This window comes from Serratia sp. CoH_134_PS_4, from assembly GCF_058190535.1.
Genome location: NZ_JBXWKI010000009.1, coordinates 1 through 17725 on the forward strand (window position 1 = coordinate 1; position 17725 = coordinate 17725).

Annotated in this window: 27 protein-coding genes; 6 read left to right on the forward strand and 21 right to left on the reverse strand. The window is 50.9% G+C overall.

Annotation, left to right across the window (positions count from 1 at the left end; genetic code table 11):
* The first annotated feature begins 376 nt into the window (after nucleotides 1–376).
* The gene (locus AC2FCQ_RS14985; protein ID WP_209640474.1) at nucleotides 377–919 is read left to right on the forward strand and encodes a gamma carbonic anhydrase family protein; all 543 of its coding nucleotides are present in this window, start codon (nucleotides 377–379) and stop codon (nucleotides 917–919) included.
* 37 nt (nucleotides 920–956) lie between these two features.
* On the opposite strand, the gene aroE is transcribed toward AC2FCQ_RS14985, so the two are convergent.
* From aroE to dprA, 5 genes are read right to left on the reverse strand one after another with little or no spacing between them, the layout of a single operon-like run.
* Nucleotides 957–1775, reverse strand: coding sequence for a shikimate dehydrogenase (gene aroE / locus AC2FCQ_RS14990; RefSeq protein ID WP_490309150.1), 819 nt, complete (start codon nucleotides 1773–1775; stop codon nucleotides 957–959).
* 11 nt (nucleotides 1776–1786) lie between these two features.
* Nucleotides 1787–2356 carry an L-threonylcarbamoyladenylate synthase type 1 TsaC gene (gene tsaC / locus AC2FCQ_RS14995; RefSeq protein WP_209640479.1) on the reverse strand — a complete coding sequence of 190 codons (570 nt, stop codon included), beginning with the start codon at nucleotides 2354–2356 and terminating at the stop codon, nucleotides 1787–1789.
* A gap of 7 nt (nucleotides 2357–2363) precedes the next feature.
* On the reverse strand, nucleotides 2364–2909 hold the full coding sequence (locus AC2FCQ_RS15000) for a DNA topoisomerase family protein (RefSeq protein ID WP_404761022.1): 546 nt from the start codon (nucleotides 2907–2909) through the stop codon (nucleotides 2364–2366).
* Between the two features lie 25 nt (nucleotides 2910–2934).
* Nucleotides 2935–3408, reverse strand: a complete 474-nt coding sequence (gene smg, locus AC2FCQ_RS15005; RefSeq protein WP_037425824.1) for a DUF494 family protein Smg — start codon at nucleotides 3406–3408, stop codon at nucleotides 2935–2937.
* Nucleotides 3380–4501, reverse strand: coding sequence for a DNA-protecting protein DprA (gene dprA, locus AC2FCQ_RS15010; RefSeq protein ID WP_490309149.1), 1122 nt, complete (start codon nucleotides 4499–4501; stop codon nucleotides 3380–3382). The genes smg and dprA overlap by 29 nt, the downstream gene beginning before the upstream one ends.
* A 133-nt stretch (nucleotides 4502–4634) precedes the next feature.
* On the opposite strand from dprA, the gene def reads away from it, so the two are divergent.
* The 5 genes from def to mscL all read left to right on the forward strand — a co-directional run bounded on the left by def (nucleotide 4635) and on the right by mscL (nucleotide 9480).
* Nucleotides 4635–5144 carry a peptide deformylase gene (gene def / locus AC2FCQ_RS15015; protein ID WP_012147205.1) on the forward strand — a complete coding sequence of 170 codons (510 nt, stop codon included), beginning with the start codon at nucleotides 4635–4637 and terminating at the stop codon, nucleotides 5142–5144.
* A 17-nt stretch (nucleotides 5145–5161) separates the two neighbouring features.
* Complete coding sequence (fmt, locus tag AC2FCQ_RS15020; protein WP_490309148.1) at nucleotides 5162–6106, forward strand: methionyl-tRNA formyltransferase; 945 nt, start codon at nucleotides 5162–5164, stop codon at nucleotides 6104–6106.
* 73 nt (nucleotides 6107–6179) lie between these two features.
* A complete protein-coding gene (rsmB, locus tag AC2FCQ_RS15025) occupies nucleotides 6180–7469 on the forward strand; it encodes a 16S rRNA (cytosine(967)-C(5))-methyltransferase RsmB (RefSeq protein WP_490309147.1) in 1290 nt (429 codons plus the stop codon).
* Nucleotides 7470–7546: 77 nt separating this feature from the next.
* Nucleotides 7547–8923 carry a Trk system potassium transporter TrkA gene (trkA, locus tag AC2FCQ_RS15030; RefSeq protein WP_209640494.1) on the forward strand — a complete coding sequence of 459 codons (1377 nt, stop codon included), beginning with the start codon at nucleotides 7547–7549 and terminating at the stop codon, nucleotides 8921–8923.
* A 140-nt stretch (nucleotides 8924–9063) separates the two neighbouring features.
* Nucleotides 9064–9480, forward strand: a complete 417-nt coding sequence (gene mscL, locus AC2FCQ_RS15035) for a large-conductance mechanosensitive channel protein MscL (protein WP_012147209.1) — start codon at nucleotides 9064–9066, stop codon at nucleotides 9478–9480.
* 57 nt (nucleotides 9481–9537) lie between these two features.
* Here mscL and AC2FCQ_RS15040 read toward each other — a convergent pair whose 3' ends face one another.
* From AC2FCQ_RS15040 to rpsH, 16 genes are all read right to left on the reverse strand, one after another.
* On the reverse strand, nucleotides 9538–9744 hold the full coding sequence (locus AC2FCQ_RS15040) for an alternative ribosome-rescue factor A (protein WP_490309146.1): 207 nt from the start codon (nucleotides 9742–9744) through the stop codon (nucleotides 9538–9540).
* Between the two features lie 84 nt (nucleotides 9745–9828).
* On the reverse strand, nucleotides 9829–10260 hold the full coding sequence (gene zntR, locus AC2FCQ_RS15045; protein ID WP_209640500.1) for a Zn(2+)-responsive transcriptional regulator: 432 nt from the start codon (nucleotides 10258–10260) through the stop codon (nucleotides 9829–9831).
* Nucleotides 10254–10634 carry a DnaJ family domain-containing protein gene (locus AC2FCQ_RS15050; RefSeq protein WP_490309145.1) on the reverse strand — a complete coding sequence of 127 codons (381 nt, stop codon included), beginning with the start codon at nucleotides 10632–10634 and terminating at the stop codon, nucleotides 10254–10256. The genes zntR and AC2FCQ_RS15050 overlap by 7 nt, the downstream gene beginning before the upstream one ends.
* 147 nt (nucleotides 10635–10781) lie before the next feature.
* Entirely contained in the window at nucleotides 10782–11171 is a 390-nt protein-coding gene (rplQ, locus tag AC2FCQ_RS15055) for a 50S ribosomal protein L17 (protein ID WP_004929726.1), read from the reverse strand.
* A 40-nt stretch (nucleotides 11172–11211) separates the two neighbouring features.
* Nucleotides 11212–12201, reverse strand: a complete 990-nt coding sequence (locus tag AC2FCQ_RS15060) for a DNA-directed RNA polymerase subunit alpha (RefSeq protein ID WP_002919219.1) — start codon at nucleotides 12199–12201, stop codon at nucleotides 11212–11214.
* A 25-nt stretch (nucleotides 12202–12226) separates the two neighbouring features.
* On the reverse strand, nucleotides 12227–12847 hold the full coding sequence (gene rpsD / locus AC2FCQ_RS15065) for a 30S ribosomal protein S4 (protein WP_004951125.1): 621 nt from the start codon (nucleotides 12845–12847) through the stop codon (nucleotides 12227–12229).
* A 30-nt stretch (nucleotides 12848–12877) separates the two neighbouring features.
* Nucleotides 12878–13267 (reverse strand): 30S ribosomal protein S11, encoded by a 390-nt coding sequence (gene rpsK, locus AC2FCQ_RS15070; protein ID WP_004951128.1) that lies wholly within the window; start codon nucleotides 13265–13267, stop codon nucleotides 12878–12880.
* 16 nt (nucleotides 13268–13283) lie between these two features.
* Nucleotides 13284–13640, reverse strand: a complete 357-nt coding sequence (rpsM, locus tag AC2FCQ_RS15075; RefSeq protein ID WP_020837231.1) for a 30S ribosomal protein S13 — start codon at nucleotides 13638–13640, stop codon at nucleotides 13284–13286.
* A gap of 146 nt (nucleotides 13641–13786) precedes the next feature.
* Nucleotides 13787–13903: a 50S ribosomal protein L36 gene (rpmJ, locus tag AC2FCQ_RS15080; protein WP_002227352.1), complete on the reverse strand. Its 117-nt coding sequence runs from the start codon at nucleotides 13901–13903 to the stop codon at nucleotides 13787–13789.
* Nucleotides 13904–13937: 34 nt separating this feature from the next.
* A complete protein-coding gene (gene secY / locus AC2FCQ_RS15085; RefSeq protein ID WP_004929740.1) occupies nucleotides 13938–15269 on the reverse strand; it encodes a preprotein translocase subunit SecY in 1332 nt (443 codons plus the stop codon).
* Nucleotides 15270–15276: 7 nt separating this feature from the next.
* Nucleotides 15277–15711: a 50S ribosomal protein L15 gene (gene rplO, locus AC2FCQ_RS15090; RefSeq protein WP_012147214.1), complete on the reverse strand. Its 435-nt coding sequence runs from the start codon at nucleotides 15709–15711 to the stop codon at nucleotides 15277–15279.
* Nucleotides 15712–15714: 3 nt separating this feature from the next.
* Nucleotides 15715–15894 carry a 50S ribosomal protein L30 gene (rpmD, locus tag AC2FCQ_RS15095; RefSeq protein ID WP_002213339.1) on the reverse strand — a complete coding sequence of 60 codons (180 nt, stop codon included), beginning with the start codon at nucleotides 15892–15894 and terminating at the stop codon, nucleotides 15715–15717.
* A gap of 2 nt (nucleotides 15895–15896) precedes the next feature.
* Nucleotides 15897–16400, reverse strand: coding sequence for a 30S ribosomal protein S5 (gene rpsE, locus AC2FCQ_RS15100; protein ID WP_004951140.1), 504 nt, complete (start codon nucleotides 16398–16400; stop codon nucleotides 15897–15899).
* 14 nt (nucleotides 16401–16414) lie between these two features.
* A complete protein-coding gene (gene rplR / locus AC2FCQ_RS15105; protein ID WP_037425856.1) occupies nucleotides 16415–16768 on the reverse strand; it encodes a 50S ribosomal protein L18 in 354 nt (117 codons plus the stop codon).
* 9 nt (nucleotides 16769–16777) lie between these two features.
* The gene (gene rplF, locus AC2FCQ_RS15110) at nucleotides 16778–17311 is read right to left on the reverse strand and encodes a 50S ribosomal protein L6 (RefSeq protein ID WP_209640506.1); all 534 of its coding nucleotides are present in this window, start codon (nucleotides 17309–17311) and stop codon (nucleotides 16778–16780) included.
* A 14-nt stretch (nucleotides 17312–17325) separates the two neighbouring features.
* Nucleotides 17326–17718, reverse strand: coding sequence for a 30S ribosomal protein S8 (rpsH, locus tag AC2FCQ_RS15115; protein WP_037425859.1), 393 nt, complete (start codon nucleotides 17716–17718; stop codon nucleotides 17326–17328).
* Between the last annotated feature and the right edge of the window lie 7 nt (nucleotides 17719–17725).

The following is a 17725-nucleotide window of genomic DNA, read 5'->3' on the forward strand; positions in this document are numbered from 1 at the left end:
CCCACACAGATTGTCTGATAAATTGTTAAAGAGCAGTGAGTTAGCCGCCGTAGCTTGCTATCTCGAGGTGGCGTATAATACGCTTTCCTCTTTCAGAGTCAACCCCTAAATTTCAGGATTTTTTCTCTTCGAACCCCGGAGACTCTGTGAAGTTGTTCACATGTTCCGTGTCGATGGAGGCGCATTATAGGGACCCGAGTTTTTTGCACAACCCCTTTTTTGATCTTTTCTTTCTGTTTGCACACTTTTAAACCCTTTCGCGTGGATCTTGCGCGATCAGAGCTGTTTTCCACAGGATCTATCATTTCAGTTGGTTGTAATTCCACCGCCAGCGTCTAGTATTGCCGATAAATATGATCCCACGTGAGGCTATATCATGTCCGATGCAGTACGTTCTTATCTTCATTACTCTCCTAAACTGGGTCAACGCGTGATGATCGATCCTTCCAGCGTCGTGATCGGCAATGTCTCACTGGCGGATGACGTCAGTATTTGGCCTTTGGTTGCCATTCGTGGTGACGTGAACGCAGTCATTATCGGCGCACGCAGTAATATTCAAGACGGCAGCGTGCTCCACGTGACCCATAAATCCGAACATAACCCTGAAGGTTACCCACTGCTGATTGGGGAAGACGTGACGGTAGGGCATAAAGCAATGTTACACGGCTGCGCGATTGGCAATCGCGTACTGGTAGGAATGGGATCGATCCTGCTCGATGGTGCAGTAATAGAAGATGACGTGATGATTGGTGCCGGCAGCCTGGTCGCGCCAGGTAAACGTCTGGTGAGCGGTTATCTCTATATGGGGAGCCCCGCGCGCCAGGTTCGTCCATTGACCGCTGCCGAACGGGAAGGATTGCTTTACTCTTCTACTAACTACGTACGTTGGAAAGACGAATATTTGTCAGAAGATATCTGACAAACGCCCGTTTCCTAATGGGATAACGGGCTTAGCGTTACGCCGCCAGTTCGTGACGCAACTGGCGCAGCACCGGCTCGATCTCCGGCATCACACCATGCCATAACAGAAACGCATGTGCAGCCTGCCCCACCAGCATGCCTAAACCGTCGGCATAGTCTGTTGCGCCTTGTTGCTGCGCCCAGGCCAGAAACGGTGTCAGCCCCTGCTGATAAAACATGTCATAGCAACGGGTGCGGGCATTGATCATGTCAACGGGTAACGTCGGGATCTCACCACTAATACCTGACGCTGTAGCATTAATGACTAAATCAAATTGCTGTTGATCCAATTGATCCAGAGGCAATGCGGATATTTCACCGAGATGCTGGAATACTTGTGCCAGCGTCTGCGCGCGACCAAAAGTCCGGTTAGTGATCACCACGTCACAACCAAACGACAGCAAAGGCAAGATCACTCCGCGAGCCGCGCCGCCGGCTCCCACCAGCAGAACGCGATCTTTTGGTCGGATCAGCCCTTGACGTTCAAGATCCGTCAGTAGCCCAATTCCATCCGTGTTGTCACCCAGTAGACCTCCTTCCGGCAATACCTTCAGCGTGTTTACCGCACCGGCCAGCGAAGCTCGCTCACTGAGCTCCGTCGCGACCTCGTAGGCCTTTTCTTTAAAAGGCACGGTAACATTCGCACCCCGACCGCCCGCCCGAATGAACATCTGCAAAGTCGCTTCGAAATCATCCAGCGGCGCCAACACCGTACCATAGGGATGTTCTATACCGGTTTGGGCGGCAAATAACGCATGAATACGCGGCGATTTGCTGTGACTGATAGGATTACCAAATACCGCGAACTTCTCCATGCACATTACCTCTAGCCTTGACGGATTTGCTTGCCCGTCAGGACATCTCTGATTTCGGAAGGGTTAAGGCGGCCACCGACGCTACCCACCAACACAGGGAAAGCAGCACCGAATTGCTGTTGTACCTCATCAGTACTGCGACAAGGTTCTTGCCCACTAAGATTGGCGCTGGTCGATACCAGCGGTTTGCCAAACTGCCGACACAGTTGCTGTACTAACGGGTGATCACTCACACGCACAGCCAATGAATTGAAGCGGCCAGTCAGCAAACGCGGAGTATCCGCCCGCGCAGGGATAACCCAAGTCACGGGGCCCGGCCAACTGGCGAACATCGTCGCTCGCTGCTGGTCACTCAGTGCAGCGTCATCTATATAAGGTGCTAACTGCGCGTAATCGGCCGCAATCAGGATCAGGCCTTTTTCCCAAGGACGTTGTTTCAGAGCCAATAACGCGTTGACCGCCTGCTCGCTGTCAGGATCGCAGCCCAGGCCAAACACCGCCTCGGTCGGGTAGGCAATAACCTGTTGGTTCTGCAACGCGTCAATTATTGGCGTGAAATTAGAAGTGAATTCTGAGCTCATGATGTCGTTATTCTGTGGTTACTACGGGTTTTCCGCAAAGTTTACTGGCGCAGTAAAGGGTTGGACCTTTTACCGTGCGCTTCTCCATCAACAACGGATAATGGCAGTAGCTGCACTCACCGGCGACAGGTTTAAAATTGAGAACGAACTGGCATTCCGGGTAGCGATCGCAGGAGTGGAAAACCTTGCCATAGCGCGATTTGCGCTGAAGCAATTTACCCTGCTCACACTGCGGGCAGCTGATACTGGTTTCGTCCGGTTTATCGATGACTTCAGTATGATCGCACTTAGGATAATTACTGCAGGCAATAAACATACCGTAACGCCCCTGACGCAATGCCAGCACCGCTTGGCATTTCGGACACGCCTGTCCATCGAGCATCTTGACGATATGGCCCTCGACCTGCGCTTTCAGCGGCCGAATATGTTGGCATTCAGGATAACGGGAACAGCCGAGGAAGGGGCCGTGGCGACCACTGCGGATCACCAGCTCGGCCCCGCATTCCGGACAGGGTTCATTTTGCCTGGCGGCAAAAATCGCTGCTTTTGTCATAACTTCTTCTATGCATGTTATCGGCTCAGTGCAGATAACCTTCGTTTACTTCAAACAACAGTTCTTCCATTTGCTGATAGGCGCTTTCATATCCGGGGATATTAAACAGTACCATCAGCACCACCCATTTCAGATCTTCGAGATCGAATTCTGTGTTATCCAAAGCCATAACACGATCGATAACCATTTCACGGGTTTCGAGGTTCAATACCTGAATCTGCTCCAGGAACAGGAGGAAACCACGGCAACTAGCATCCAAACGCACACCTTCTTCTTCGGTGTAGATCCGCATTGCTAACGGATCGGCATCCATAAAATACGGTGCATTTTCGCCTTCTTGTAAGTCAGCGAGTTTTTCAAGCCAATTCAACGCGTTGTAGATATCATCCCGATGAAACCCCGCTTCAGCGAGATCATCGGTCAGTTGATCCTGATCGACGCGCATCTCTGGTTCATTGTGGATATAAGTTTCAAACAAGTACATCAGTACGTCGAACATGGCCTGCCCTCCTTATTCGGACATAGCCGCCGGGTACAGCTGCGATCCACCCTGCTAACTCCAGATCGAGTAACTTGATTACTACCTCTGGCACAGGTTGGCCGGCACGTTCAGCGACGACGTCAACAGGTGTCACCTCATCTCCTACGTTAGCCAACACATCGGCAAATGGCAATTCAACTTCGGCTTCTGACGCACAAATAGTTGTATTTTCGCTCAAGGAGAGCCAATGCAGACCGCTTCCCAGCTGTTCAGCAATTTCTTTCGGCCCTGTAACCAAATAAGCACCCTGCTGAATCAGCCAATGTGTGCCTTCACTCATTGGGTTGCCCAACGCACCGGGGAGAGCGAAAATTTCCCGCCCCTGTTCCAAAGCATAGCGGGCGGTAATCAGCGTTCCGCTGCGTAAAGAGGCTTCAATCACGACCACGCCCAGGCTCAGCCCACTAATAATACGGTTGCGCTGTGGAAAATGGCTCGGCATCGGTAAGTCTGTGGCCAAATACTCAGAAACCAATGCCCCACCACTCTCAATGATGCGTTCAGCCAAACGGCGATGCTGGCGCGGGTAGACATTGGCTAAACCGCTACCGAGTACAGCGACCGTTCGACCTTCTGCGGCCAGCGCAGCACGATGGCAGATGCTATCAATGCCCATTGCCAGTCCACTGGTAATGGTAAACCCACAGTGTACCAACCCAGTGGCAAAGTAAGTGGCCCAATGCTCACCATAATGGCTGAACTGGCGACTACCAACCATGGCAATTTGCGGCTGCCGAACGGCTTCGGGGTTACCTTTCACCATCAGCACTAGTGGCGCATCCTCTAGAGGGAGCAATCGCTCGGGGTATTCCGCCTCTCCATATAACCAAAGCACATTACCGGGGTGTTCTAACCAAGCGAGCGTAGCGGCCAGATGACGCGCATTTGCCTGGCGGAACTGTGCCTGCTGCCGCTGGTTTAGCCCCACCTCTCGCAACAAACGATAAGGCTCGCCGCCGGCTGCCACTATCTGCCGGATTATCTGGCTGGCCTTAGCTGCGCTCAGCCCAGCGACTCCACGCATCCGTAAACAGATTTCCTGTGCCTGCATCGCCTGTTCCCCCGCAAAAAATGGTGGTATTACCAATTCGAGCAATTGGTGCGCAATGCTGTCAATCAGGCCGGGAAATGTCTAGAATAGAAGCTAAACCTCGTTTATCACTCGGATACAGATCTCAAGATATATGTCAGTATTGCAGGTATTACATTACCCAGACGACCGGCTGCGCAAAGTCGCGGCCCCGGTAAAAGAAGTCAATGCGAATATCCAGCGCATCGTGGATGATATGTTTGAAACCATGTACGCAGAGGAAGGCATTGGCCTGGCTGCGACACAGGTGGACATCCATCAGCGCATTATCGTTATTGACGTTTCTGAGAACCGCGATCAGCGCTTGGTGCTGATCAACCCGGAACTGCTGGAAAAAAGCGGCGAAACCGGGATTGAGGAAGGTTGCCTCTCTATCCCTGAACAACGTGCTTTAGTTCCGCGCGCAGCTGCTGTGAAAATCAGAGCACTGGACCGTGACGGAAAACCTTTCGAGCTGGAAGCTGACGATCTGTTAGCCATTTGTATCCAGCACGAGATGGATCACCTGGTAGGCAAGCTGTTCGTCGATTACCTGTCGCCACTCAAGCGCCAACGTATTCGTCAGAAACTGGAAAAAATGGCCAAGCTTAACGCACGCGCCTAACCCATCAGGAAATCAACGTGTCTGACTCTTTACGGATTATTTTCGCCGGAACTCCAGACTTCGCAGCGCGTCACCTTGACGCGCTGTTGTCATCTGAGCACCAGATCGTCGGGGTCTTCACCCAGCCCGACCGCCCTGCGGGTCGCGGTAATAAACTAACGCCTAGCCCGGTCAAAGTTCTGGCCGAGCAGCATCATTTGCCCGTATTCCAACCCAAATCACTGCGCCCGGAAGAGAACCAGCACTTGGTTGCTGATCTCAACGCTGATGTGATGGTGGTGGTGGCCTATGGCTTGATCCTGCCTAAAGCGGTGTTGGATATGCCACGGCTTGGTTGTATCAACGTCCACGGCTCGCTGCTGCCACGCTGGCGCGGTGCTGCACCAATCCAGCGTTCACTCTGGGCTGGTGATAACGAAACTGGCGTGACCATCATGCAGATGGACGTGGGTTTGGACACTGGCGATATGATGTACAAAATCGCTTGTCCAATTGAGGCGGATGACACCAGTGCCAGTCTGTACGACAAACTGGCGCAGCTTGGCCCACAAGGCATGCTGGCCACGCTACAGCAAATGGCTGCGGGTACGGCGAAACGTGAAGTACAAGATGAATCGCTGGTAACCTATGCTGAGAAGCTGAGCAAAGAAGAAGCGCGCCTGGATTGGAACCTATCGGCTGCACAGCTTGAACGTTGCATCCGTGCCTTTAACCCATGGCCAGTCAGCTATTTCACCCTTGAAGATCAACCCGTGAAAGTCTGGCAGGCAACAGTATTGGCACAAACCACTGATGCAGAACCTGGTACCATTATCCATGCTGACAAGCAGGGTATCCAGGTAGCGACCGCTGAGGGTGTTCTTAACCTGACTCAGTTGCAACCGGCAGGAAAAAAACCGATGTCAGCACAAGATCTGCTGAACTCACGCCGTGAATGGTTTACACCGGGCAACCGGCTATAAATCGCCCCCACTGCCCGGTCGATAATCGCCGGGCTGTTTCTTTCTTAACGCCGATCGTTATCAGCTTTAGCCTATGAAAAACAATTACAATCTCCGCAGCATCGCTGCCAAAGCCATCGGCCAGGTGCTCGATCAGGGTCAGTCACTCAGCACTGTCCTGCCGTCACTGCAAAAGACCATTTCTGACAAGGACCGCGCACTCCTGCAAGAGTTGTGTTTCGGCACCCTGCGCGTATTGCCGCAACTGGAATGGTGCATCCAGCAATTGATGGCAAAACCCATGACTGGCAAGCAGCGCACGCTGCACTATTTGCTGATGGTGGGCCTCTACCAGCTGCTGTATACACGCATACCCGCCCACGCAGTATTAGCGGAAACAGTAGAAGGCGCAGTGGCATTGAAACGGCCTCAACTTAAAGGCCTGATCAACGGCGTTCTGCGCCAGTTCCAGCGCCAACAGGAAGAGTTACTGCAACGTGCCGCTAACAATGACAGCCGCTATTTGCACCCGAGCTGGCTGTTAAAGCGTATCCAGCAGGCCTATCCCGCACAGTGGGAACAGATTATCGACGCCAACAATCAGAAGCCACCTATGTGGTTGCGCGTCAATCGTCTTCATCATTCCCGTGAAGATTACTTGCAGTTGATGGAGCAAGCGGGCATTGCCGCCGTCCCGCATACTGAATATCGCGATGCGGTACGTCTACTGGCGCCATGTGCCGTCACCGACCTGCCAGGTTTTGCCGATGGGTGGGTAACGGTGCAAGATGCTTCCGCACAAGGCTGTGTCGATCTTCTCGATCCGCAGGATGGCGAGCAGATCCTCGATCTTTGTGCGGCTCCCGGTGGCAAAACTACCCATATCTTGGAAGCGGCTCCCAAAGCCCATGTGATGGCGGTCGATATCGATGAGCAGCGTCTGAGCCGGGTTAAAGAAAACCTGCAACGCCTGCGTTTACACGCCGACGTAAAACTGGGTGATGGCCGTACCCCGCAGCAATGGTGTGGTGATAAACAATTCGATCGCATTCTCTTGGATGCCCCTTGTTCTGCCACCGGTGTAATCCGCCGGCATCCCGATATCAAGTGGTTGCGCCGCGACAGCGACATCGCGGACCTGGCCGCTTTGCAGGCCGAGATCATTGAAGCCATTTGGCCACATCTCAAAACCGGTGGAGTGATGGTGTATGCCACCTGTTCTATTCTACCGGCAGAGAATGCTGAGCAAGTTGCAGCCTTCCTTCAGCGTCATGCAGATGCTCGTCTGGTTGAGACCGGTAACGATCAACAGCCTGGCCGACAGAATCTTCCCCATCCTGAGGATGGAGATGGCTTCTTTTACGCTAAGCTGATTAAAATGTAGCTGTTCCGTACTCAGGGCGCGTCTGTTGCGCCCTTTCAGATAATCTTCAGCGGTTTCAGTGTGAAGCAGAGAAGCAAATGAAAATAATTATTCTTGGCGCAGGTCAGGTGGGTGGAACACTGGCGGAAAACCTGGTGGGCGAAAACAACGATATTACCGTCGTGGATACTGATGCCGGCCGCCTGCGTCAGTTACAGGATAAGTTTGATCTGCGGGTCGTTCAGGGATATGGCTCTCATCCACGCGTACTCCGTGAGGCCGGTGCTGAAGATGCCGATATGTTGGTTGCAGTCACTAATTCTGACGAAACCAATATGGTTGCCTGCCAGATTGCCTACTCGCTGTTTAATACCCCCAACCGAATCGCCCGAATTCGTGCGCCAGAATATATCCGCGAGTCAGAGAAGCTGTTCCAACCCGAAGCCGTACCCATTGATCACCTGATCTCACCGGAACAACTGGTTATCGACTACATCTACAAGCTGATTGAATACCCAGGTGCACTACAGGTGGTTAATTTTGCTGAAGGCAAGGTCAGCATCGCGGCGGTAAAAGCCTATTACGGTGGCCCACTGGTCGGTAATGCGCTGTCTTCGATGCGTGAACACATGCCGCACATTGATACCCGTGTCGCCGCAATCTTCCGCCAGGATCGTCCTATCCGTCCACAGGGTTCCACCATTATCGAAGCCGGTGACGAAGTCTTCTTTGTGGCTGCCTCACAGCATATCCGCGCGGTAATGAGTGAGCTGCAACGGCTGGAAAAACCGTATAAACGCATCATGATTGTCGGCGGCGGCAACGTTGGTGCCGGTTTGGCGCAGCGGTTGGAGAAATCCTACAACGTGAAGCTGATCGAACGAAATCAGCAACGCGCTGCAGAACTGGCCGAACAACTGCACGATACCATTGTGTTTTATGGTGATGCCTCAGACCAGGAGCTGCTGGCGGAAGAGCATGTTGACCAAGTCGACGTCTTTATTGCCATAACCAATGACGATGAAGCTAACATCATGTCAGCCATGCTCGCCAAACGAATGGGTGCCAAAAAAGTAATGGTACTTATTCAACGCCGCGCCTATGTTGACCTGGTTCAAGGCAGCGTAATCGATATAGCGATTTCACCACAGCAAGCAACCATCTCAGCATTGTTAGGCCACGTGCGTAAAGCGGATATCGTCAGCGTTTCATCATTACGTCGCGGTGTGGCGGAGGCGATTGAAGCCATAGCACATGGTGATGAAAGTACGTCAAAAGTGGTTGGCCGCATTGTAGAAGATATTAAACTGCCGCCAGGTACCACCATTGGTGCCATTGTGCGTGGTGATGACGTTATTATTGCTAATGGCAGCAGTAAAATCGAACAGGGCGATCACGTCATTATGTTTATTACCGACAAGAAGTTCGTCCCTGACGTTGAGCGCCTGTTCCAGCCAAGCCCATTCTTCTTGTAGAACAAATGTAGCAATGGATGGTCTATAATTACGAGGTTGTTCTCTGCCGTGGAAAGAGACAAATCTTTTCTCTCCTTTTGTGGCAAAGGGAAATTGCTTTGTTAAACTTGAGTTATTAAATTCTTCAAGGGGTGCGTTCTATGAGTATGATGAAAGAGTTCCGCGAATTTGCCATGCGTGGCAACGTGGTTGACTTGGCAGTGGGTGTGATTATTGGTGCAGCATTCGGTAAGATCGTATCGTCTTTCGTTGCAGATATTATCATGCCACCACTGGGCTTATTGATCGGCGGCGTTGATTTCAAACAATTCCACCTGGTATTACGCGAAGCTCAAGGCGCAGTACCTGCAGTAGTAATGAACTACGGCTCATTCATTCAGACCATTTTCGACTTCGTTATTGTTGCCTTTGCTATTTTCCTGGCAATTAAGCTAATGAACAAAGTGCGTCGTAAACAAGAAGAAGCACCAGCGGCCCCGCCGGCGCCAACTGCTGAAGAAAAACTGTTGACTGAAATCCGTGATTTACTGAGTCAGCAGCAACAGCCAAAACTGTAAACCTGTTTATCCTGCACAAATAAAAAGCCATCTTATTCAGATGGCTTTTTTAATGTCTTAAAACCAGAAGGCCAGTGGTAAAATATCGCCTGATACATTACCACTGGCCTCCCAGCTGCCACCTTTTGCATGTTTGTCTTTGCGCCGGTAGCTCCCTTTCCCTTTAGTATTTTTTTCTACTCTTTGGCGGAATAAAGGGTCATGCAACAGCGCCTCAATGGCATTGTCTTGTATCTTGCCTTTCGTATGACGGTATTGAGTCATAGTAATGTACCTTCTCTATGTATGGTTATATAACGCGATAATATTACTGCTGGTCGTATAAAAATTAAAGTACCGCCGATTGTATTAAGCACCTTTTTTTACTTTTTCATCGCTGGCTCCCTGCTCCAGCGCTTCAAGGATCGAGCAATAACTACTGGTATGTGCACTGCCGCAACAAGCATCGCTAAGACGCTTTAACGACTCACGCATCCGAGTTAGTTCCTTAAGCTTATTTTCTACTTCACCGAGCCGCGCGTCGACGATTGACTTAGACTCCTGGCAGGTATGATGCTCAGGATCAACACGGATCGACAACAGTTCAGCAATGGTTTCTAGCGTAAAACCGAGCTGTTTGGCATAACGTATAAAGCGCAACCGCTGCAGGTCTTGATTGTTGTACAACCGGTAACCGCCCTCGGTTCGAACGTTATGGTCCATCATCCCTTGTTTTTCGTAGTACCGCACCGTGTCCGGCGTAACGTCTGCAAGCTTTGCAAGTTGCCCAATCTTTAACATTGCCCTTCCTCCGAAGAAAACTTATCACCCAATGCGCGTTGGTATTCACCATGCAAAAAGTCAGTGCTCATCCCTGCCTGTCGTAAACGGTGTTCTAACAGTGCCATCCGTTTCCCTAACTCAACATAGTCCGGATGTTCGCTATTAATTTCTTGCAGTAAACGAGCTATGCTCAGCGCTTCTTTACGATCCTCTAATTCTGCAGGCAAATAGCCCGCATTTTTAAGCAGGCGAAACCCAGTACGCAGCTCAACGGGAACCGCACTGTCATCATCCAACTCAAGCGGCAGCCCCTGGCCCGGTAAATTATCCAATTCACCTTTAGCCTGGGCATCGAGAATATGACGTTCCGCCCATTGATCGAGTAACCACATAGCAGGATCCCTCAGTTGATCTGATTAATAACGTCAGCATAGCGGATAGGGGCGAGGATCTTAAGTCTGGCGGGGGAAGAACGCACGTTTAGCCGGGTATAGACGTAAAAAAACCGGGCAAGCCCGGTTTTTTTACGCGTCTACAGATTACTCTGCAGTTGCTACTTCTGCTTGAGACTCAGCACGATCAACCAGCTCGATGTATGCCATCGGCGCGTTGTCGCCTGCGCGGAAGCCACACTTCAGAATGCGAGTGTAACCACCGGCACGGCTCGCGAAACGCGGGCCCAGCTCGTTAAACAGTTTTGCCACGATCTCGTTATCACGAGTACGGGCGAATGCCAGACGACGATTAGCTACGCTGTCGGTCTTGGCAAGAGTAATCAGCGGCTCAACAACGCGACGCAGCTCTTTCGCTTTTGGCAAGGTCGTCTTGATGATCTCATGACGAACCAAAGAGCCGGCCATGTTACGGAACATAGCCTGGCGATGGCTGCTGTTACGGTTCAGTTGACGACCACTCTTACGATGGCGCATGACCTTATCCTTCTCAGTAAAACCTTAACCTGTGATCCGGTTACTCGTCAGCAATGCTTGCCGGTGGCCAGTTTTCTAGGCGCATGCCCAGAGACAGACCACGGGAGGCCAGCACGTCTTTAATCTCAGTAAGAGATTTTTTACCCAGGTTCGGCGTTTTCAGCAACTCAACCTCGGTACGCTGTACCAGATCACCGATGTAGTGGATAGCTTCTGCCTTAAGGCAGTTAGCAGAGCGGACAGTCAATTCCAGATCGTCAACAGGGCGCAGCAGAATCGGATCGAATTCTGGTTTCTCTTCTTTAACTTCTGGTTGACGTACATCACGCAAGTCAACAAAAGCTTCAAGTTGTTCAGCCAGGATGGTTGCCGCACGGCGGATCGCCTCTTCAGGATCGATCGTGCCATTGGTTTCCATTTCGATGACCAGCTTGTCCAGGTCAGTACGCTGTTCTACACGCGCTGCTTCAACATTGTAGGCAATACGCTCTACAGGGCTATAGCATGCGTCAACCAACAGACGACCGATCGGGCGCTCATCTTCTTCCGAATGAATTCGGGCAGAAGCCGGCACATAACCACGACCACGTTGAACTTTGATACGCATGCTGATAGCAGCGTTTTCATCGGTCAGGTGGCAGATCACGTGCTGAGGCTTGACGATTTCGACATCACCATCATGGGTAATGTCGGCAGCGGTCACAGGGCCAATGCCAGATTTATTCAGGGTAAGGATAACTTCATCTTTCCCTTGAACTCTCACCGCCAGCCCTTTCAGGTTGAGCAGGATCTCCAGGATATCTTCCTGTACGCCTTCTTTGGTGCTGTACTCGTGCAGTACACCATCAATCTCAACCTCGGTCACCGCGCAACCCGGCATAGATGAAAGCAGAATACGGCGCAGTGCGTTGCCAAGAGTATGGCCAAAGCCACGCTCTAAAGGCTCAAGGGTCACCTTGGCGTGCGTCGAACTGACTTGCTCGATATCTACCAGGCGCGGTTTTAGAAACTCTGTCACAGAACCCTGCATTGTGTCCTCTCTTTGGTACTAAGCCTTACTTGGAGTAAAGCTCGACGATCAGGTGTTCGTTAATGTCCGCAGACAGATCGGTACGTTCAGGCATACGCTTGAACACGCCTTCCATCTTAGCAGCATCAACTTCAAGCCAGGTCGGCTTTTCACGCTGCTCAGCCAGCTCCAGAGAAGCTTTAACACGAGATTGCTTTTTAGCCTTCTCGCGGATGCTGACTACGTCATTCGGAGATACCTGATAAGAAGCGATGTTAACAACGCGACCATTTACCATAATTGCTTTGTGGCTAACTAACTGACGTGACTCTGCACGAGTAGCGCCGAAGCCCATACGGTAAACAACGTTGTCCAGACGACCTTCCAGCAGTTGCAACAGGTTTGCACCGGTGTTGCCCTTCAGGCGTGCTGCTTCTTTGTAATAGTTACGGAACTGACGTTCCAGAACACCGTACATACGGCGAACTTTTTGCTTTTCACGTAACTGTACACCGTAGTCAGACAGACGCGGTTTACGCGCACCGTGTTGACCAGGCGGTTGCTCAATTTTACACTTGGTATCGATCGCGCGAACGCCAGACTTAAGGAACAAGTCTGTGCCCTCACGGCGGCTAAGCTTGAGCTTAGGACCCAAATATCTTGCCATTTTCTTTCTCCAACAAACCTAAAAGCAGCGTTATACGCGGCGCTTTTTCGGCGGACGACAACCGTTGTGAGGGATAGGAGTCACATCAGTAATATTAGTGATGCGGAAACCTGCGGCGTTCAGTGCACGAATAGTTGATTCGCGACCCGGACCCGGTCCCTTAACCATAACTTCCAGGTTCTTGATACCGTATTCTTTTACTGCGTCAGCACAACGCTCGGCTGCAACCTGAGCTGCAAACGGAGTTGACTTACGAGAACCACGGAAACCAGAACCACCGGCAGTTGCCCAACCCAATGCATTACCCTGACGATCGGTAATAGTTACAATGGTGTTGTTGAAAGAAGCATGGACATGAGCCACGCCGTCAGAGACTTGTTTTCTTACACGCTTACGTGTACGAACAGGTGCCTTTGCCATTATTCAATCACCCTGATTATTTCTTGATTGGTTTACGCGGACCCTTACGGGTACGTGCGTTGGTCTTCGTACGCTGACCGCGAACTGGCAGACCACGACGATGACGCAAACCACGGTAAGTACCAAGATCCATCAGACGCTTGATGCTCAGGGTAACTTCACGACGCAAATCACCTTCTACAGTGAATTTGGCGACTGCTTCACGCAGCTGTTCAATTTGCTCTTCAGACAGCTCACTGATCTTAACATGTTCAGCAATACCCGTAGCAGCACAGATAGACTGTGAGCGGGTTTTACCGATTCCGAAGATCGACGTTAAGGCGATTACGGTATGTTTATGATCAGGAATGTTAATGCCTGCTATACGGGCCACTATGCACTCCTACTATTTTATACGGCAACACCATTCTGAAAAGCCCGTTTTCAGGATACTCAAATAATGTTGCAGCTACATACAAAAGATTGGCTGGCTAATCTAGCCAGCTCAACCCAACTTTGCAAGAAAAATATGCGAGATAATCAGCCTTGACGCTGTTTATGCTTCGGCTCGGCGCTGCAAATCACACGAACGACACCGTTACGCTTAACGATTTTGCAGTTACGACATAATTTCTTGACGGAAGCACGAACTTTCATTTTTACTCTCCGTAACTTCTCAAACGCACCTGAATTAGCGGTTATAGCCTTTCAGGTTTGCTTTCTTCAATGCAGACTCGTACTGACTTGACATCATCAGAGTTTGCACTTGAGCCATAAAGTCCATGATGACGACAACCACGATCAGTAGCGAGGTACCACCAAAGTAGAATGGTACTTTCATTGCATCACGCATGAACTCCGGGATCAGGCAGATGAAAGTAATGTACATCGCGCCCACCAGGGTTAAACGCGTCATTACTTTATCGATGTACTTCGCCGTTTGCTCTCCCGGACGAATTCCTGGTACGAAGGCACCGGACTTCTTCAGGTTATCTGCTGTCTCACGCGGGTTGAAAACCAACGCCGTGTAAAAGAAACAGAAGAAGATGATTGCAGACGCATAGAGTAACACATAAAGCGGTTGCCCTGGCTGCAAATACAGCGAAATCGTTGTCAGCCAGTTCCAACCGGTACCGCCCCCAAACCATGATGCAATCGTGGCAGGGAACAGAATAATGCTGGAAGCGAAGATTGCTGGGATAACCCCTGCCATATTCACTTTCAACGGTAAGTGTGTGCTCTGTGCTGCATAAACACGACGACCTTGTTGACGCTTCGCATAGTTAACGACAATACGCCGTTGACCACGTTCGATGAAAACAACGAAGAAGGTTACTGCAAACACCAATACTGCAACCAACAGCAACAGGAGGAAGTGCAGGTCGCCTTGCCGGGCTTGCTCAATAGTATGGGCCACTGCCGGCGGGAGTCCCGCTACAATACCTGCGAAGATAATGATCGAGATACCGTTACCGATACCGCGTTCAGTAATCTGTTCGCCCAGCCACATCAGGAACATTGTCCCGGTAACCAAGCTCACGACTGCAGTAAAGTAGAATGCAAAGCCTGGGTTTAACACCAGACCCTGCATACCAGGCATATTCGGCAGACCAGTAGCAATACCGATCGACTGGAATATGGCCAACACCAGCGTACCGTAACGGGTGTACTGGCTAATCTTACGACGGCCAGCCTCCCCTTCTTTCTTAATTTCAGCTAACGCTGGATGAACCACCGTTAACAGCTGGATAATGATCGACGCCGAAATATACGGCATGATCCCCAGAGCAAAGATAGAAGCACGGCTGAGGGCACCACCAGAGAACATGTTAAACATTTCAATGATAGTGCCTCTCTGCTGCTCGAGCAATTTGGCAAGCACAGTGGCATCGATACCAGGAATCGGAATAAAAGAGCCGATACGGAAGACAATCAGCGCGCCGATTACAAACAAAAGTCTGCGCTTCAGCTCGCCGAGCCCGCCTTTAGCACTTTGAAAATCTAATCCTGGTTGCTTAGCCATCTGCTACTTATTCCTCAATTTTACCGCCAGCAGCTTCGATAGCAGCACGAGCGCCTTTGGTGACACGCAGACCACGCAGGGTAACCGGACGAGCGATTTCGCCTGAAAGCATAACTTTCGCGAATTCGATCTGGACACCAACAACGTTAGCGGCTTTCAGCGTGTTCAGGTCGATTACGTCGCCTTCAACAAGAGCCAGCTCAGACAGACGAACTTCTGCCGTGATCATAGCTTTGCGAGAGGTGAAGCCGAATTTCGGCAAACGACGATATAAAGGCATCTGACCACCTTCAAAACCACGACGTACGCCACCGCCAGAACGTGAGTTCTGACCTTTGTGACCACGACCAGCGGTTTTACCCAGGCCAGAACCAATACCACGACCTACACGCTTAGGCGCATGCTTGGCACCTTCAGCCGGAGACAGAGTATTTAAACGCATCTGTTACTCCTCAACCTTAACCATGTAGGAAACCAAGTTGACCATACCACGTACAGCAGGAGTATCCTCACGCTCTACAGTATGACCAATACGACGCAGACCTAAACCGATCAGGGTTGCCTTATGCTTTGGCAAACGGCCGATGCTGCTTTTTGTTTGAGTTACTTTAATAGTCTTTGCCATGGTTATTTCCCTAGAATTTCTTCGACGGACTTACCACGCTTAGCAGCGACCATTTCTGGGGATTTCATATCTTCCAAAGCAGCAATAGTTGCACGAACCACGTTGATCGGGTTAGTAGAACCATAAGCTTTAGCTAATACGTTATGAACCCCTGCAACTTCCAGGACGGCGCGCATTGCACCACCGGCGATGATACCGGTACCTTCGGAAGCTGGTTGCATGAATACGCGGGAACCTGTGTGAGCACCTTTTACAGGGTGCTGCAGAGTACCGCTATTCAAAGCAACATTAATCATAGCGCGACGGGCTTTTTCCATCGCTTTCTGGATCGCTGCCGGAACTTCGCGTGCTTTGCCGTAGCCAAAACCAACGCGACCGTTACCATCACCAACAACTGTCAGTGCGGTAAAGCTGAAAATACGGCCACCTTTTACGGTTTTAGATACGCGGTTTACCGCGATCAGCTTTTCCTGCAGTTCGCCAGCTTGTTTTTCGATGTGAGCCATCTTAAACCTCTTCCTTAGAACTGAAGGCCAGCTTCACGGGCAGCATCTGCCAGTGCCTGGACTCGACCATGATATTGGAAACCGGAACGGTCAAAGGAAACTTTAGAGATCCCTTTTTCCAACGCACGTTCAGCCAGTGCTTTACCTACTGCTGCTGCTGCGTCTTTGTTACCGGAATACTTCAATTGCTCTGTGATAGCTTTTTCTACAGTAGAAGCGGCTACCAGTACTTCAGAACCATTTGGCGCAATTACCTGTGCGTAAATGTGACGCGGGGTACGATGTACCACCAGGCGGGTTGCACCCAGTTCTTTGATCTTACGGCGTGCGCGGGTCGCACGACGGATACGAGCAGATTTCTTATCCATAGTGTTACCTTACTTCTTCTTAGCCTCTTTGGTACGCACGACTTCGTCGGCGTAACGGACACCCTTGCCTTTGTAAGGCTCAGGACGGCGGTAGGCACGCAGATCTGCAGCAACCTGGCCAATAACTTGTTTATCAGCGCCTTTCAGCACGATTTCAGTTTGGCTTGGGCATTCAGCAGTAATACCTGCTGGCAGCTGGTGATCGACCGGGTGAGAGAAGCCTAAGGCTAAATTCACCACGTTGCCTTTAATGGCAGCACGATAACCAACACCTACCAGTTGAAGCTTCTTGGTGAAGCCTTCGGTAACACCAATTACCATTGCGTTCAGCAGAGCGCGCGTAGTACCCGCTTGGGCCCAGGCGTTTGCAAAACCTTCGCGCGGGGCGAAAGTCAGTGCGTTAGCTTCTTGCTTCACTTCAACGGCGTCATGGACAGTACGAGTCAGCTCGCCGTTTTTACCCTTAATCGAAATAACCTGACCGTTGAGTTTTACCTCTACGCCGGCAGGAATGACGACGGGTGCTTTTGCAACACGAGACATTCTTTCCTCCCGAATTAAGCTACGTAGCAGATAATCTCGCCACCAAGACCTGCTTGGCGAGCTGCACGATCGGTCATAACACCTTTAGAGGTAGAAACAACAGCGATACCCAAACCGGCCATAACTTTTGGCAGCTCATCTTTTTTCTTGTAGATGCGCAGACCTGGACGGCTGATTCGCTGAATGCTTTCTACCACTGCCTTGCCCTGGAAGTACTTCAGTACCAGTTCCAGAACAGGCTTGGCGTCGCCTTCGATTTTGAAATCTTCAATAAAACCTTCATCCTTCAGCAGTTTGGCAATTGCCACTTTCAGCTTGGAGGAAGGCATGGTGACCGCAACTTTGTTCGCGGCTTGACCGTTACGGATACGGGTCAGCATATCCGCGATCGGATCTTGCATGCTCATCTGTCTT

Coding starts and splice junctions, on each gene's coding strand:
- rpmD (WP_002213339.1), bottom strand. CDS start 15,894: ATGGCAAAGACTATTAAAGTAACTCAAACAAAAAGCAGCATCGGCCGT.
- rpsE (WP_004951140.1), bottom strand. CDS start 16,400: ATGGCTCACATCGAAAAACAAGCTGGCGAACTGCAGGAAAAGCTGATC.
- secY (WP_004929740.1), bottom strand. CDS start 15,269: ATGGCTAAGCAACCAGGATTAGATTTTCAAAGTGCTAAAGGCGGGCTC.
- AC2FCQ_RS14985 (WP_209640474.1), top strand. CDS start 377: ATGTCCGATGCAGTACGTTCTTATCTTCATTACTCTCCTAAACTGGGT.
- AC2FCQ_RS15040 (WP_490309146.1), bottom strand. CDS start 9,744: ATGACTCAATACCGTCATACGAAAGGCAAGATACAAGACAATGCCATT.
- trkA (WP_209640494.1), top strand. CDS start 7,547: ATGAAAATAATTATTCTTGGCGCAGGTCAGGTGGGTGGAACACTGGCG.
- rsmB (WP_490309147.1), top strand. CDS start 6,180: ATGAAAAACAATTACAATCTCCGCAGCATCGCTGCCAAAGCCATCGGC.
- smg (WP_037425824.1), bottom strand. CDS start 3,408: ATGTTCGACGTACTGATGTACTTGTTTGAAACTTATATCCACAATGAA.
- def (WP_012147205.1), top strand. CDS start 4,635: ATGTCAGTATTGCAGGTATTACATTACCCAGACGACCGGCTGCGCAAA.
- mscL (WP_012147209.1), top strand. CDS start 9,064: ATGAGTATGATGAAAGAGTTCCGCGAATTTGCCATGCGTGGCAACGTG.
- rplR (WP_037425856.1), bottom strand. CDS start 16,768: ATGGATAAGAAATCTGCTCGTATCCGTCGTGCGACCCGCGCACGCCGT.
- AC2FCQ_RS15060 (WP_002919219.1), bottom strand. CDS start 12,201: ATGCAGGGTTCTGTGACAGAGTTTCTAAAACCGCGCCTGGTAGATATC.
- rpsK (WP_004951128.1), bottom strand. CDS start 13,267: ATGGCAAAGGCACCTGTTCGTACACGTAAGCGTGTAAGAAAACAAGTC.
- rplF (WP_209640506.1), bottom strand. CDS start 17,311: ATGTCTCGTGTTGCAAAAGCACCCGTCGTCATTCCTGCCGGCGTAGAG.
- rplO (WP_012147214.1), bottom strand. CDS start 15,711: ATGCGTTTAAATACTCTGTCTCCGGCTGAAGGTGCCAAGCATGCGCCT.
- zntR (WP_209640500.1), bottom strand. CDS start 10,260: ATGTTAAAGATTGGGCAACTTGCAAAGCTTGCAGACGTTACGCCGGAC.
- AC2FCQ_RS15000 (WP_404761022.1), bottom strand. CDS start 2,909: ATGACAAAAGCAGCGATTTTTGCCGCCAGGCAAAATGAACCCTGTCCG.
- dprA (WP_490309149.1), bottom strand. CDS start 4,501: ATGCAGGCACAGGAAATCTGTTTACGGATGCGTGGAGTCGCTGGGCTG.
- aroE (WP_490309150.1), bottom strand. CDS start 1,775: ATGGAGAAGTTCGCGGTATTTGGTAATCCTATCAGTCACAGCAAATCG.
- rplQ (WP_004929726.1), bottom strand. CDS start 11,171: ATGCGCCATCGTAAGAGTGGTCGTCAACTGAACCGTAACAGCAGCCAT.
- tsaC (WP_209640479.1), bottom strand. CDS start 2,356: ATGAGCTCAGAATTCACTTCTAATTTCACGCCAATAATTGACGCGTTG.
- rpmJ (WP_002227352.1), bottom strand. CDS start 13,903: ATGAAAGTTCGTGCTTCCGTCAAGAAATTATGTCGTAACTGCAAAATC.
- rpsD (WP_004951125.1), bottom strand. CDS start 12,847: ATGGCAAGATATTTGGGTCCTAAGCTCAAGCTTAGCCGCCGTGAGGGC.
- AC2FCQ_RS15050 (WP_490309145.1), bottom strand. CDS start 10,634: ATGTGGTTACTCGATCAATGGGCGGAACGTCATATTCTCGATGCCCAG.
- rpsH (WP_037425859.1), bottom strand. CDS start 17,718: ATGAGCATGCAAGATCCGATCGCGGATATGCTGACCCGTATCCGTAAC.